The organism is Paenibacillus castaneae (genome assembly GCF_002884445.1).
Classification (GTDB): domain Bacteria; phylum Bacillota; class Bacilli; order Paenibacillales; family Paenibacillaceae; genus Pristimantibacillus; species Pristimantibacillus castaneae.
Window position 1 is genome coordinate 2,579,742 of the sequence record NZ_KZ614144.1, and the last position, 13,601, is coordinate 2,593,342.

The window sequence follows — 13,601 nt, forward strand, 5'->3', positions numbered from 1 at the left end:
AATGCTGTACCTGTAAATACTACATCTAATTCGGTGATTTTCATTCGAATTTTATGTTTAGAGCAAAATTAACAGCAGTATTTCCATTAAAATGCGATAAAAGAGCACATTAGCGCTAATTTAGATGTAGCTTTTCCAGTTAAGTGAGTATGAGGGATACGTTTAAAGTAGATTGATGCAAGTTCACCACCTCCACACATATTTTTCGAAATATAACAAAGCATAAATTGGATGCCAATTTCAGATTTAGCTTTGTGCAGTGACGATCAAAACGTCGCTGTTGTTCATACAACATAGGAAGAGCTTATTTGAGCAGCTATAATAAGCGAGATATGTTTTGAGGAGGTATGGGTTATGATTGTCGGGGTTCCGAAGGAAATTAAACAAAGTGAGTATCGTGTTGCCTTGACACCGGCCGGTGTCGCTATGCTGACAGGAGCAGGCCACCTAGTGCTCGTTGAAGCGGGTGCAGGGAGCGGCAGCGGTTTTGAAGACGGAGATTACGAGCGGGAAGGCGCAGAAATCATAAATCAAGCTGCTGATGTGTGGGCTCGAGCAAATATGATTATGAAGGTAAAAGAACCGCTGAAAGAGGAATTTAACTATTTTCGCGAAGGCTTGCTTTTGTTTACTTATTTGCATCTGGCTGCTGCTCCTGAATTAACGAAGGCATTAGTTGATAAGAAAGTAACGGCTATCGCCTATGAAACGATCCAGCTTCCAAACGGAAGCCTGCCTCTTCTAACGCCGATGAGCGAGGTGGCCGGCCGAATGTCAGTCCAGGTAGGGGCACAGTTTCTTGAAGCGTTTAATGGCGGAAGAGGGGTGCTCCTTGGAGGCGTTCCAGGTGTAGCGCCAGCAAATGTAGTTATTATTGGCGGTGGCATCGTAGGTACAAACGCCGCCAAAATTGCGCTTGGCATGGGCGCCAATGTTATTATTTTGGAGAAAAGCGCTGATCGAATACGCTATATTGATGATGTGTTTGGCGGCCGTATCCAGACGCTTATGTCCAATGCTTATCAAATTGCCGATGCAGTCACGAAGGCGGATTTGCTAATTGGTGCTGTTCTTATTCCGGGAGCGCGGGCGCCGCACCTTGTGACGGAGCAAATGGTCATGACGATGAAGAAAGGCGCTGTTATTGTAGATGTAGCAGTAGATCAAGGCGGATCTATCGCAACGGTTGATCGACCGACTACGCATAAAGACCCCATATATATGAAGCACGGTGTCGTTCATTATGCGGTAGCCAACATCCCGGGCGCTGTTCCACGAACTTCTACATTTGCGTTGACGAACGTAACGATGAGCTATGCGCTTGAATTAGCCAATCAGGGATTGGATGCTGTTCGCAAGAGCGTTCCGCTTCAAAAGGGCGTAAATACGCATGCAGGCCATGTAACCTATGAGCCAGTAGCGTCCGCGACTGGCTTGCCTTTCACACCGATTGATAAATATGTAAACAATATACCTACCGGTTAAATGCTGCTTAACGTAAGCATATTCGCATCGGTCTTCTCATATGGTGATACGGATAGACAAAGGTATCAGCATAATGAGGAGGCTGATGTGCATGGTTTTTTCGATTCGAAAATGGACGAGCCGCATCGTGTTTTTTTTAATTTTTGCATTATTACTATTAGCAGTTACAGGCGGTTATCGCTGGCTTGCTGATGCGGTTTCTCCTGTTCATCCCTACCAAGAACCTAAAGGTGCTGCTATGAAAGTATTTTTGACTGACCCAGAATCCCCAGACAGTACACATGCTGCAGATCGACTACGTTGGTTTTATTGGTACGGCGAGTAATGGAGCTGTACATAGTACAGATTCGCTTTTCAAGCAGGATTTAATGAGCTGAATGTTGAATTTTGTAGAATAAGCTTGTCAGTCATGTGCCAGAAGCGAAAGGAAGTCCGATGAAAGCTCAATTAAATCGATATATTCAATATTTGAAGATCGAAAAAAGACTATCTCCAAATACTTTGTCATCCTATGAGAGGGATCTGAATCAATTTATTTCCTTTGTAGAGGAGCAGGGCTTAACCGAGTTAGTCGAAGTGCAAAGAATCCATATTTCCAAGTATATGCATCAATTGAAAGAACAAGGTAGAAAGTCTGCAACTATATCTCGTCATATAGTTTCGGTGCGCGCTTTCTTTCATTATTTGATCGTGGAAGGCATTATTTTGCAAAATCCAGCTTTATTTATGGAGGCGCCCAAGCAGGAGAAGAAGTCGCCCAGTATTTTGAGCGTAGCCCTGACTAATTCCTTACTTGAAGCTCCAAACAGCACAAGCCCAGCCGGCAAACGCGATAAGGCGATGCTGGAGCTTATATATGCTACTGGTATAAGAGTGACCGAGCTTGTTTCCCTCAATTTAGAACATATTCATGTGCAGCTCGGTTTTGTTCAATGCATGGGAACGGGTTTTAAAGAAAGAATCATTCCAATTGGCAGGCAAGCCGCGGAAGTAATGACGGATTATCTCCAATCAGGCAGGGATGAATTGCTCTCGCATAGGGATGCGGGTTCAGCTTTGTTTCTGAATCATCTTGGCACACGTTTGACAAGACAGGGCTTTTGGAAAACCATTAAGAAATATGCGAAAGAAGCTGGAATCGAGCAGGAGATTACTCCTCACACACTAAGACATTCCGTAGCGGCTCATTTATTGGAAAATGGAGCAGATATCCACGCTGTTCAGGAGATGCTTGGGCATTCGGATATTTCGACCACGCTTAAGTATACTCAAGTTTCTAAGACACGCTTGAAGGATACATATAGTCGTGCTCACCCGCGAGCCTAAGCAAGTGATTACGAAGCGAGCTAGCTTTCATAATTTTAGGAGGTAAATAGGATGAATACTATTCATGCAGCAGGACTATCAGCAGCACATATTAATGAGGCAGCCCAATATATTGAGGAGAAGACCTCGCAAAGGCCGGAAATCGGTCTGATCATGGGTTCAGGACTTGGCGTCCTAGGTGACCATATAGAGAATGCAGTGACCATACAATATCATGATATTCCTCATTTTCCGATTTCTACGGTTGAGGGCCATGCTGGTGAATTGATGATTGGTACGCTATCTGGCAAAACGGTTATCTTAATGCGCGGTCGTTTTCACATGTATGAGGGCTACGGACCTGAGCTGACGGCTTTCCCGGTTCGTGTCATGAAGGCGCTTGGCGTCAAAACGTTAGTCGTTACTAATGCAGCCGGAGGCATTAATCTACAATTTGATTCAGGCAATTTAATGCTCATATCTGATCATATTAATCTAACAGGCAAAAATCCGTTAATCGGGCCCAATGATGATTCGCTTGGCGTGCGTTTCCCTGATATGTCAGAAGCGTACAGCAAGCGTCTGCGTGCCGTTGCACGCGATATTGCAGAAGGCCAAGGCTTTACGCTGCGTGAAGGCGTTTATGTAGGTCTGCTCGGTCCCACTTACGAAACGCCTGCAGAAATTCGCATGCTGCGCACCCTTGGAGCTGATGCTGTCGGAATGTCGACCGTTGCCGAAGTTATCGCCGCACGCCATGCGGGCATTGAGGTAGTCGGTATTTCGTGCATAAGCAATATGGCTGCGGGTATTTTGGATCAACCGCTGTCGCATATTGAAGTTATGGAAACGACTGAACGTGTAAAGTCCCAATTTTTAGGACTAGTGAATGCATTGATCGCTGCAATTTAACTTTTTTTGTCACACAAATGTAATATAAGCGTCGACTCATTATGACAGTGTTTTTTTATTGTACGTCGTATAATGTCCATGATTATAGAATGATGGAGTGGACAATAAATGGACAAGCAATTACTTACGCAGATGGAAAAGTTGCGTGAAGAGATGGTAGAAACAGCTCTGGTAAACGAAAGCCTTCAGCATCTTGATGTGATCTCCTTAAGCCAATCGCTTGATGAGATCATTAATCAAGTGCAGCGAAAGCATCGTGCTTTAAGCGCGCAAATTTAGATTTGGCGAATAAGGGGGAGCAAATGCGGTCAGTAGATATCATTCAGAAGAAAAGAGATGGCGTCGAGCTGACCCCATCGGAATTAATCTTTTTAATTGATGGTTATACGCGCGGTGATATTCCGGATTATCAGCTCTCTGCTTGGGCGATGGCTGTGTTTTTTCGTGGAATGACGCCAAGGGAGACAGCTTCGCTCACACTTGCTATGGCTAATTCTGGTGATCAGGTTGATCTTGGTCCGATTAGTGGAATTAAAGTGGATAAACACAGTACAGGCGGAGTTGGAGATAAAACAACTATGATTTTGGCGCCGCTAGTCGCATCGATGGGTATCCCAGTTGCCAAAATGTCAGGAAAAGGACTTGGCCATACTGGGGGCACGATTGATAAGCTGGAATCGATTGAAGGCTTCCGTACAGAGCTATCAAGAGAACGCTTCATGACGCAAGTGAATGATATCGGCTTATCCGTTATCGGACAAAGTGAGAACCTTGCACCTGCTGATAAGAAGCTATACGCGCTGCGTGACGTTACGGCTACCGTAGAGTCGATTCCGCTTATTGCAAGTTCAGTAATGAGCAAGAAGATTGCGGCAGGCGCGGATGCGATTGTGCTCGATGTGAAGACAGGCAGCGGTGCTTTCATGAAGACGTTGGCGGATGCGGAGAAGCTGGCTCAAGCCATGGTCGATATTGGGACAGAGGTTGGACGCAGCACGGCAGCAGTAATAAGTGATATGGACCAGCCGCTTGGCTTTGCCATAGGGAATGCGCTTGAGGTAGAGGAAGCAATTGATACGCTAAAAGGAATTGGACCTCAGGATTTAACCGAGCTATGCCTGACTCTAGGAGCCCATATGGTCGTCTTAGGCGGCAAGTCGGATTCCTATGAAGCGGCGAAAGAGCAGCTGCAGGAGCGAATTGACAGTGGGGCAGCACTTGCGAAGTTCAAAGCCTTTATTTCCGTGCAAGGAGGCAATCCATCGATCGTGGATGATCCATCCATGCTTCCTCATGCATCTTGCATAATGGAAGTAAAGGCGGAGGCTTCCGGCTATATCCATGCTATTGAAGCGGAACAGCTCGGCCTTGCAGCCATGCACCTTGGAGCGGGTAGAGTAACAATGGATGCGGCTATTGATTATGCGGCAGGGCTAACGCTGCGCAAGAAGATTGGCGATGCTGTGAAAGCAGGAGAATGCCTGGCGCTTCTCCATTTGCATGAGCAGAATGAGCTTTCAGAGGAAGTATCCAGACGTGTTTTTCAAGCTTTTACAATTAGCCCAGAACCGCCGAACGTTAGAAAGCTAATACTATCTGTCGTTACCTCGCGAGGCATTACTCGTTATAGCTGATTAAATATTATAAATAGTAATTGATCCGTTCCGATTATAGGGACGGATTTTTTGCGTTTTGCGCATATAAAAAAACTATTTGATTAGCGTTTGGAATAATTTGCATCTTTCGCGTCAACACTGAAAAGGAATATATAACCTTCTTGTGCCGTAATTGTAGTTGGCTTTACCAAATAAAGTGTTGGCTTCCGTACCCGTTTACTAGACTGCACTTGCAGCCACCATCCATATCTAGGAGGAGTTTCTGTTGAAAAATCGTACGATCAAGCTCTTTATGCTAATTCTCGCAATAGCGGTGGCATTGCCTACCGCAGTGTTTGCGGCTGTAGAGCCTACGCCATCTAAAGTGCCCGCCCCTACTAAACTAGCGCCCGAGGCTAATCTAGCGCCCTCTGCTCGCTCTGCCATCCTTATGGATGCAGACAGCGGAACAGTCATCTATGAGAAAAATAGCCATGATAAGCTGCCTCCGGCCAGCATTACGAAAATTATGACGCTTTTGCTAATTATGGAGGCGATTGATGATGGCAAAATCAAATTGTCAGATATGGTGCGGACAAGTGATTACGCTGCTTCAATGGGAGGCTCGCAAATCTTTCTTGAAGCTGGCGAAGAAATGACAGTAGAAGATATGTTGAAAGGCATCGCGCTTGCCTCAGGCAATGATGCATCTGTGGCGATGGCAGAGAAGCTGGCAGGCACGGAACAGCAATTCGTAGCGATGATGAATGAGCGCGCGCAGCAGCTGGGTATGAATGATACGCAGTTTGCCAATCCCAACGGCTTGCCTGTGGCAAACCATTTCACATCCGCGCATGATATAGCCGTTATGTCGAGGGAGCTTCTCAAACATTCCGAAGTAACTAAATATACAGGGCTCTATCAGGATTATTTGCGCAAAACGTCTGAGAAGCCATTCTGGCTTGTCAATACGAATAAGCTAGTTCGTTTCTATAGCGGGGCGGACGGCTTGAAAACGGGCTATACGAGTGAAGCGAAATATTGTCTCTCCGCTACGGCTAAGAGAGAGAATATGCGCGTTATAGCCGTCGTAATGGGCGAGCCGAATACGAAGACAAGAAATGCTGAAGTTTCCCAAATGTTCGACTATACATTCGCTCAATACATGAACCATTCCATTATTAATGAAGGCGAATCGATGGGAAGCTTGCAAATAGAAAAGGGAACGACACCGGAGCTGCCGCTTGTTGCAAAGCATACATATAGCGTTCTTCTCAAAAAAGGCAGCCAAACAAAGGATATTCGTCATGAGCTGAAAATTAACGGGCCATTGAAGGCGCCAATTCAAATCGGGCAGCCAATCGGCAAATTAGTTGTGTATCAGGGTGATCAGGTGCTTAAGGAATTTGATGTTGATGCACCGATCTCCGTTGAGCGTGCGGGCTGGTGGAAATTGCTGAAGCGATCGTTTTCTGGACTATTTGCTTAAACAGCTCTCTAGCTTAGATGCGCGGCAAGACACGCAATTTGTCAGTTGCTAGGGGTCTGCTTCTAGTTTTGTCGGCATGCAGGAATTAGTCTCCAACTTGGAGAATTGCTAGTTCTATCATCAGGAAAAAAACCTAGAGGAGATGAACAGCGTAATGAGTCTGCAAGCAGAATTGGAGCAATATCGCAACGTGTTGATTGTGCGCCTTCGCGGCGAGCTCGATCACCATACGGCTGATGTCGTGCGCTATAAGATGGAGGAGGCTATCCTTCGAGGAGGCAGCGTGCATGTCATTCTCAGTCTGAAAGAACTGCAATTCATGGACAGTTCCGGTCTTGGCGTCATTCTGGGCAGATACAAGCAGGTGAAGAGCAAGGGCGGTAAAATGGTTGTCTGCGACGTCAACCCGAGCGTACATCGCTTGTTCGAGCTCTCGGGTCTGTTCAAAATCTTAACGATTCACGACAATGAACGCAGCGCAATTTCCAGTTTGGAGGTGGTGTCATGAATGGTATGAATGAAATGACGCTTTCCTTCAGCGCCCGCTCGGAGAACGAAGCCTTTGCACGAGTTGCGGTTGCTGCATTCGTGTCTCAGCTTGATCCGACGCTGGAGGAGCTGAATGATTTGAAGACAGCCGTGTCCGAAGCCGTCACTAATGCGATTATACACGGTTATGAAAGCGATGAGTCTTGCAAAGTAACCATAGAGGCGACAATCGAGGGGGATTGTGTCTCCATTACCGTGTCGGATAATGGTCGTGGCATAGAGGATTTAGAGCTTGCGCGTCAGCCGCTCTTTACTTCAAAGCCGGAGCTTGAGCGTTCAGGAATGGGTTTTACGATTATGGAAAATTTTATGGACCGTTTCGAGGTTTCAAGCTTGATGGGCGGCGGAACCCGCGTCATGATGCTGAAGCGAATCGAATCGAAAAAAGCGCTCTACAATTAGCGCATAGGGGTTGAACCTCATGGATGTCAATCTGAAACAAACGGCCCAGCCTTATTTAGAGGATGCGGAAGTAAAGCGGCTCATTGCACTAAGCCAATCTGGCGACACGCTTGCAAGAGATACACTTGTTCATTGCAATATAAGACTCGTTTGGTCCGTTGTACAGCGATTTATTAATCGTGGCTACGAGCCGGAGGATTTATTTCAAATTGGCTGTATCGGCCTGCTTAAGTCAGTGGACAAATTCGATTTGTCCTATGATGTGAAGTTCTCGACCTATGCGGTTCCCATGATCATTGGGGAAATCCAACGTTTTCTGCGTGATGACGGTACGTTGAAGGTTAGCAGGTCATTGAAGGAAACAGCCAATAAGGTTCGTAAAATGAAGGATGAGCTGTCCAAAACCTTAGGCCGGCTGCCCACAATCGGCGAAGTAGCCGAACGTCTCGGCATTACGCCAGAGGATGTTGTATTTGCTCAGGAAGCGAATAAGCCCCCCACTTCGATTCACGAAACGGTGTTCGAGAATGACGGCGATCCCATTACATTGATGGACCAAATCGCAGATGAATCACAAGAGCGCTGGTTTGATAAGCTAGCTCTTGTTGAAGCGATAGAGGGTCTCAATGAGCGTGAACGGCTCATTGTTTACTTACGCTATTACCGCGACAAAACACAATCCGAAGTTGCGAGCAGGCTTGGTATTTCACAAGTTCAGGTATCAAGGCTGGAGAAGAAAATATTGCAGTCTATCAAAGACCAAATCGCCCTTTGAGGCGATTTGGTCTTTTCCGTTTATTACCTTCTCATGCATGAGTATCCTTTGAGGCCTTTCATCATACTAAAAGGGAAACAAACACCAAAGCATAAGCAGAAGGGAAGCTGACAGATGGGAACCTCCAATCATTCAATCCTTTATCTGCGTCTCAAAAAGAGAATATATATCAAACCAAATCATCGCGTTACATTAGGACAAGCAGCTAGGCTGCTTGCTGCTGATGATTTGCTTGAGCAGCGATTAAAGGGGCTTGTTCTCTACAAGCACAATAAAGCGGATGGCAATCGGGTTGTGATCGATTTGCTGCAAATTGTGAAAGCCATACGAGAGCTAGATCCAGAGTTGACGGTTGAAGCATACGGAGATCCACATGTTCTCATTATGATCTCAGAGAAAGCGGTCAAGCCTCGAATTCCGATTCTTATTTTCTCATGGCTGCTTTTATTTTTTGGTGCAGGGCTAGCCATCATGAATTTTCATACAGATGTCAGTATGAAGGAGGTTCATATCCGAATTGTCGAGCTCATTACAGGAAAGCGAATAGAGCACCCATTGTGGTTTCAAATTCCGTATTCGTTCGGTATCGGTCTTGGCATGGTGCTTTTCTTTAACCATCTATTTCGCAAAAGGTTTAACGAGGAGCCTAATCCGCTTGAAGTGGAGCTATATATGTATCAAGAAAACGTAAACGCTTATGTAATTGCGGATGAAATGCGAAAAAAATCAGATTACGACCTCACGCAGCAAGGTAATCCGAATGATTAACGGACTTGAGAATATATTCATTGCACTGCTTGGACTTGCCGGAGGGCTGGCAGTTGGCAGCGGATTAGTAGCTTTGTTAATCGTGCTGGATATTATTCCTAGGCTGGCTCAGATCGCCAATGCTTATCGTATGTCCATTTGGTATGAGACAGCAGTCATATCCGGCTCCTTGTATTGGACGTTCTTTGATTTTATGGATTGGAAGCTTGCGATGCCGTCCGGAGCTTGGCTTAGCACGATCGGTTTGTTCGACGGCATTTTTGTCGGCATGCTGGCAGCCGCGTTGACTGAGGTGATGAACGTTCTTCCTATTTTGGCCAAAAGAATGAATTTGTCTAAATTTATGGTTTCACTTGTGATGGCTATGGTTCTAGGCAAAACATTGGGTTCTTTATTTGATTGGCTCGTTTTTCAATGGTGATTATTCCTAAATGAGGTGAAGAGATGTTGGATGAGCAAGCTGAAAAAGAACGGGGAGAAGGAAAAGACAATGCCCCCCCAATAGACATGCCTGATGAGCAGTTACAGGAGGAATCTAGATCAACGCCCAAGCAGAAAAAAAGGAAGTTGAAGCATAAAGACGAAGGAAACGCCGATTCTACAAGGGAGAAGCATACGAAGGAAATACCAACAGAAATCGATGAAATTAGTAAACGTTTAGAGAGTGAAATCGGCTATAAGACAAGCTTCGATGTTGTCGTTAGAGAAATGACCTTCGGCAAAAAACGGACTCTGCTCTTGTGCATGAATGGTCTCGTAAGTGAAGATTTGCTTACTGAGATTTTGAAACGGCTATCCTATTTGCAATCAGACGATATGTCAAGCGATGCGCTTCATTCCTTTTTCCAGCTTTATGTTCCAGCCTCTCAGGTGAGGCTGGAGAATGACTGGAATAAGATGTTAACGGGTGCATTATCAGGCGTTACGGCGTTATTTATGGAGGGTGAAGCTACTGCTCTCATGATTGATGCCAAAAAATTTCCTGGCCGCGGTCCGGAGGAGCCGTCTCTGGAAAAGGTCGTTCGCGGCAGTAGGGATGGTTTTGTAGAAACCCTAATGGTTAATATCTCATTAGTTCGAAGAAGATTGCGTGATCCTCAGCTTCGCTACGAAATCATGCAAGTAGGAGACCGAACACAAACGGATGTATGTATCGCATATATTGATGATATCGTGGATAAAAAAATGCTTGAATCGATTAAGAGCAAAATTAAAATGGTCAAAATTGATGGATTGCCACTAGCTGATAAGCAGCTTGAAGAGGCTACCGTCAAGAGAGGATTTAGTCCTTTTCCGCTTGTGCGCTATTCAGAAAGGCCAGATACCGTATCTGCACATTTACTTGAAGGATGCATAGCTATTTTCGTTGACACTTCTCCAAGTGTTATGACTTTACCGACGACGTATGCGGATCTCGTTCAGCATGCAGAGGAAAATCGCCAAACTCCGTTTATAGGCACATATTTACGCTGGGTAAGGTTTTTCGGTATTTTTGCGTCCTTGTTCTTGCTGCCGCTCTGGCTGCTATTTGTGCTGCATCCGGAACTTAAGCCGATGGCGCTTGAATTTATAGGGCCGACTAAAACAGGAAAGCTGCCGCTGCTGGTTCAATTTCTGCTAGCGGAGATCGGTGTGGATTTGCTGCGGATGGCCTCCGTTCATACACCTACCTCGCTGGCAACGGCCATGTCACTGGTTGCTGCCATCTTAATCGGGGACATTGCGGTTAAGACCGGTATATTCATCAACGAGGTCATTTTGTATATGGCCATTGCGGCCATAGGCATGTTCGCTACTCCCAGCTATGAGCTGGGGCTAGCCAACCGAATTGTCAGGCTGGTCTTAATTATTGCCGTGTCTGCATTCGGGGTGCCGGGTTTCGTAGTTGGGACGACAGGGATTATGCTGATGCTGATCTGCGAGCGCTCCTTCAATCGCCCCTATTTCTGGCCGATTATTCCTTTTGATCTGAATGCATTATGGGGCATTATGGTCCGGAAGCCGGTGCTCTACAACCGTTCTCGACCTATCATTCTGAAGACGCAGCAGCAGGAGAGAATGCCGCAAACCGATTAGTTTCACAAAAAATGCAAATGAAATGTGGATTTATCCATTTCGCAGTGCGGGTAGATTGCGTTATACTGTTGCTATTGATGCAAATTCTATCCGTTCTATCTGTTTAATGCAGATAGGAGAAAGCTGAGGGAAAATTATATGTACCTGCATGGAACTAGTAAAATTAACACGAATGGACATTTAGAAATTGGAGGCTGCGATGTAGCTGATTTGGCAAGCCAATTTGGCACGCCGCTATATATTGTGGACGAAGCACTTGTACGTAAGCGTGCAAGCGAGTACGTAGAAGCTTTTAAAGCATCTGGACTTAAGTTTCAGGTTGCTTATGCAAGTAAAGCCTTTAGTGTAATGGCGATGTGTGCCATCGCTGAGCAAGAAGGCCTATCGCTTGATGTTGTATCCGACGGAGAGCTTTATACCGCTATGCAAGCGGGTTTCCCGGTAGAACGTATTCATTTCCATGGCAACAACAAGACTCCTGACGAAATCAACATGGCGCTTGATGCAGGCATCGGCTGCTTCGTTGTTGACAATTTCATGGAGCTTCAGCTTCTGAATGCGTTAGCTGGCGACAAAGGCAAGAAAGTGAACATACTTCTTCGTATTACGCCTGGCGTAGAAGCACATACACATGACTACATTTCAACTGGCCAAACCGATTCGAAGTTTGGTTTCGATCTTGGCAACGGGTCCGCTAAGCAAGCCGTTCAAGCAGCTCTAGCTTTGCCTAACTTGATTACTTTAGGCGTGCATTCCCATATCGGCTCCCAAATCTTCGAGGTTGAGGGCTTCCGCATGGCCGTTGACAAAGTTGCTGAGTTTGCAGTTTCGATCCGCAACGAGCTTGGGTATGCATTCAAAGTCATCAATCTTGGCGGAGGCTTTGGCATTCGCTATGTAGAGGGCGACACGCCGCTTCCAATCAGCGAATATGTTGCTGCGATTACTGGTGCAATCATTTCGAATTTCACAAATGCTGAATACCCGCTACCTGAAATTTGGGTTGAGCCGGGCCGGAGCATGGTTGGTGACGCGGGTACGACATTGTATACCGTTGGTACAAGCAAAGAAATTCCTGGCGTACGCAAATACATTGCTGTTGACGGCGGAATGACGGACAACCCTCGTCCAGCGCTTTACCAATCCGAATACGAAGCGGTGCTTGCTAACCGTGCGAATGATCCAATAGAAGAAACGGTATCCATTGCTGGCAAATGCTGCGAAAGCGGAGATATGCTCATTTGGGATTTGGAATTGCCTAAAGCGGAATCAGGCGATTTGCTTGCTGTTTTTTGTACAGGTGCTTATAATTATGCCATGGCGAGCAACTATAACCGCATCCGTCGTCCGGCTGTCGTATTTGTTAAAGATGGTCAAGCAGACCTTGCTGTTAAACGCGAATCGCTTGAAAATATTGTATGTAATGACGTTATTCCGGCAAGACTTCAAAAATCCCCCCTTGCGAAATAAGGGCGATATTGGTAACGTAGTGTTATTCGGATAAAAGAAAGGTAGATGCAGCAATGGCAAAACAAGCAAAAATCACACTAGCAAACGGCGGAGAAGTCGTAATCGATTTATTTGATCAAGACGCGCCGAACACAGTAGCAAACTTCGAGAAGCTTGCTAACGAAGGTTTTTATAACGGCCTAACATTCCACCGTGTTATTCCTGGCTTCGTCGCACAAGGCGGCTGCCCGAACGGTACTGGTACAGGCGGTCCTGGTTATCAAATCAATTGTGAAATCAACCCTAACAAGCATGAGCGCGGATCACTAGCGATGGCACATGCTGGCCGCAATACAGGCGGAAGCCAATTCTATATCGGCTATGCACCACAGCCGCATTTGGATGGCGCTCATACCGTTTTTGGCAAAGTGTCGAAGGGTATGGAGTTTGTTGATGCTTTTAAAGGCGGAGACAAAATGGAAAAGGTTGAAGTAGAAACGATTTAATGTTAAGATACTAACTATAATTATGTAAGTGCAGCTTTCCTTCGGGGTAGGTGAAATTCCTAACCGGCGGTGATCGAGTAGTGCAGGGAGGATCGGACATCCGAATTTCCTGCATTTCTCGTCAGTCCGTGACCCGGTCTAATTGATTTCTTACAGCCATGAGCAAATAGAAATCTTTTGGAACGGTGGACCTGGTGTAACTCCGGGACCGACAGTACAGTCTGGATGGGAGAAGGAGATGCTTCGACAGCTATTATATTCATGCTTATTTGTATGTGTTTTATTTCACA

The 13,601-nt window shown here is 45.8% G+C and carries 15 protein-coding genes and 1 riboswitch; all 15 genes read left to right on the top strand.

Annotation, left to right across the window (positions count from 1 at the left end; translation table 11 throughout):
- Nucleotides 1–354 precede the first annotated feature (354 nt).
- The gene (gene ald / locus CEF13_RS11120) at nt 355–1,485 is read left to right on the top strand and encodes an alanine dehydrogenase (protein WP_102710741.1); all 1,131 of its coding nucleotides are present in this window, start codon (nt 355–357) and stop codon (nt 1,483–1,485) included.
- Between the two features lie 91 nt (nt 1,486–1,576).
- Nucleotides 1,577–1,810: a DUF4227 family protein gene (locus CEF13_RS11125; RefSeq protein WP_102710742.1), complete on the top strand. Its 234-nt coding sequence runs from the start codon at nt 1,577–1,579 to the stop codon at nt 1,808–1,810.
- Between the two features lie 110 nt (nt 1,811–1,920).
- Entirely contained in the window at nt 1,921–2,811 is an 891-nt protein-coding gene (gene xerD, locus CEF13_RS11130; protein WP_102710743.1) for a site-specific tyrosine recombinase XerD, read from the top strand.
- Between the two features lie 51 nt (nt 2,812–2,862).
- Nucleotides 2,863–3,702, top strand: coding sequence for a purine-nucleoside phosphorylase (locus CEF13_RS11135; protein ID WP_102710744.1), 840 nt, complete (start codon nt 2,863–2,865; stop codon nt 3,700–3,702).
- 108 nt (nt 3,703–3,810) lie between these two features.
- Nucleotides 3,811–3,981, top strand: a complete 171-nt coding sequence (locus CEF13_RS11140) for an aspartyl-phosphate phosphatase Spo0E family protein (RefSeq protein WP_102710745.1) — start codon at nt 3,811–3,813, stop codon at nt 3,979–3,981.
- Nucleotides 3,982–4,004: 23 nt separating this feature from the next.
- Entirely contained in the window at nt 4,005–5,336 is a 1,332-nt protein-coding gene (locus tag CEF13_RS11145; RefSeq protein WP_102710746.1) for a pyrimidine-nucleoside phosphorylase, read from the top strand.
- 274 nt (nt 5,337–5,610) lie between these two features.
- Nucleotides 5,611–6,786: a D-alanyl-D-alanine carboxypeptidase family protein gene (locus tag CEF13_RS11150; protein ID WP_102716341.1), complete on the top strand. Its 1,176-nt coding sequence runs from the start codon at nt 5,611–5,613 to the stop codon at nt 6,784–6,786.
- A gap of 154 nt (nt 6,787–6,940) precedes the next feature.
- Nucleotides 6,941–7,294, top strand: a complete 354-nt coding sequence (gene spoIIAA, locus CEF13_RS11155) for an anti-sigma F factor antagonist (protein ID WP_102710747.1) — start codon at nt 6,941–6,943, stop codon at nt 7,292–7,294.
- A complete protein-coding gene (gene spoIIAB, locus CEF13_RS11160; protein WP_102710748.1) occupies nt 7,291–7,737 on the top strand; it encodes an anti-sigma F factor in 447 nt (148 codons plus the stop codon). The genes spoIIAA and spoIIAB overlap by 4 nt, the downstream gene beginning before the upstream one ends.
- Nucleotides 7,738–7,756: 19 nt before the next feature.
- Nucleotides 7,757–8,512 (top strand): RNA polymerase sporulation sigma factor SigF, encoded by a 756-nt coding sequence (gene sigF / locus CEF13_RS11165; RefSeq protein WP_102710749.1) that lies wholly within the window; start codon nt 7,757–7,759, stop codon nt 8,510–8,512.
- A 114-nt stretch (nt 8,513–8,626) separates the two neighbouring features.
- Nucleotides 8,627–9,280, top strand: a complete 654-nt coding sequence (locus CEF13_RS11170) for a stage V sporulation protein AA (RefSeq protein ID WP_102710750.1) — start codon at nt 8,627–8,629, stop codon at nt 9,278–9,280.
- Nucleotides 9,273–9,701 carry a stage V sporulation protein AB gene (locus tag CEF13_RS11175; RefSeq protein WP_146022701.1) on the top strand — a complete coding sequence of 143 codons (429 nt, stop codon included), beginning with the start codon at nt 9,273–9,275 and terminating at the stop codon, nt 9,699–9,701. Before CEF13_RS11170 ends, CEF13_RS11175 begins: the two co-directional genes overlap by 8 nt.
- Before the next feature lie 23 nt (nt 9,702–9,724).
- Complete coding sequence (locus CEF13_RS11180; protein WP_102710752.1) at nt 9,725–11,356, top strand: spore germination protein; 1,632 nt, start codon at nt 9,725–9,727, stop codon at nt 11,354–11,356.
- A 138-nt stretch (nt 11,357–11,494) separates the two neighbouring features.
- Nucleotides 11,495–12,826 carry a diaminopimelate decarboxylase gene (gene lysA, locus CEF13_RS11185; RefSeq protein WP_102710753.1) on the top strand — a complete coding sequence of 444 codons (1,332 nt, stop codon included), beginning with the start codon at nt 11,495–11,497 and terminating at the stop codon, nt 12,824–12,826.
- A gap of 53 nt (nt 12,827–12,879) precedes the next feature.
- The gene (locus CEF13_RS11190) at nt 12,880–13,311 is read left to right on the top strand and encodes a peptidylprolyl isomerase (protein WP_102710754.1); all 432 of its coding nucleotides are present in this window, start codon (nt 12,880–12,882) and stop codon (nt 13,309–13,311) included.
- A gap of 33 nt (nt 13,312–13,344) precedes the next feature.
- A riboswitch (FMN riboswitch) is annotated at nt 13,345–13,552 on the top strand.
- The last annotated feature ends 49 nt before the right edge of the window (nt 13,553–13,601 follow it).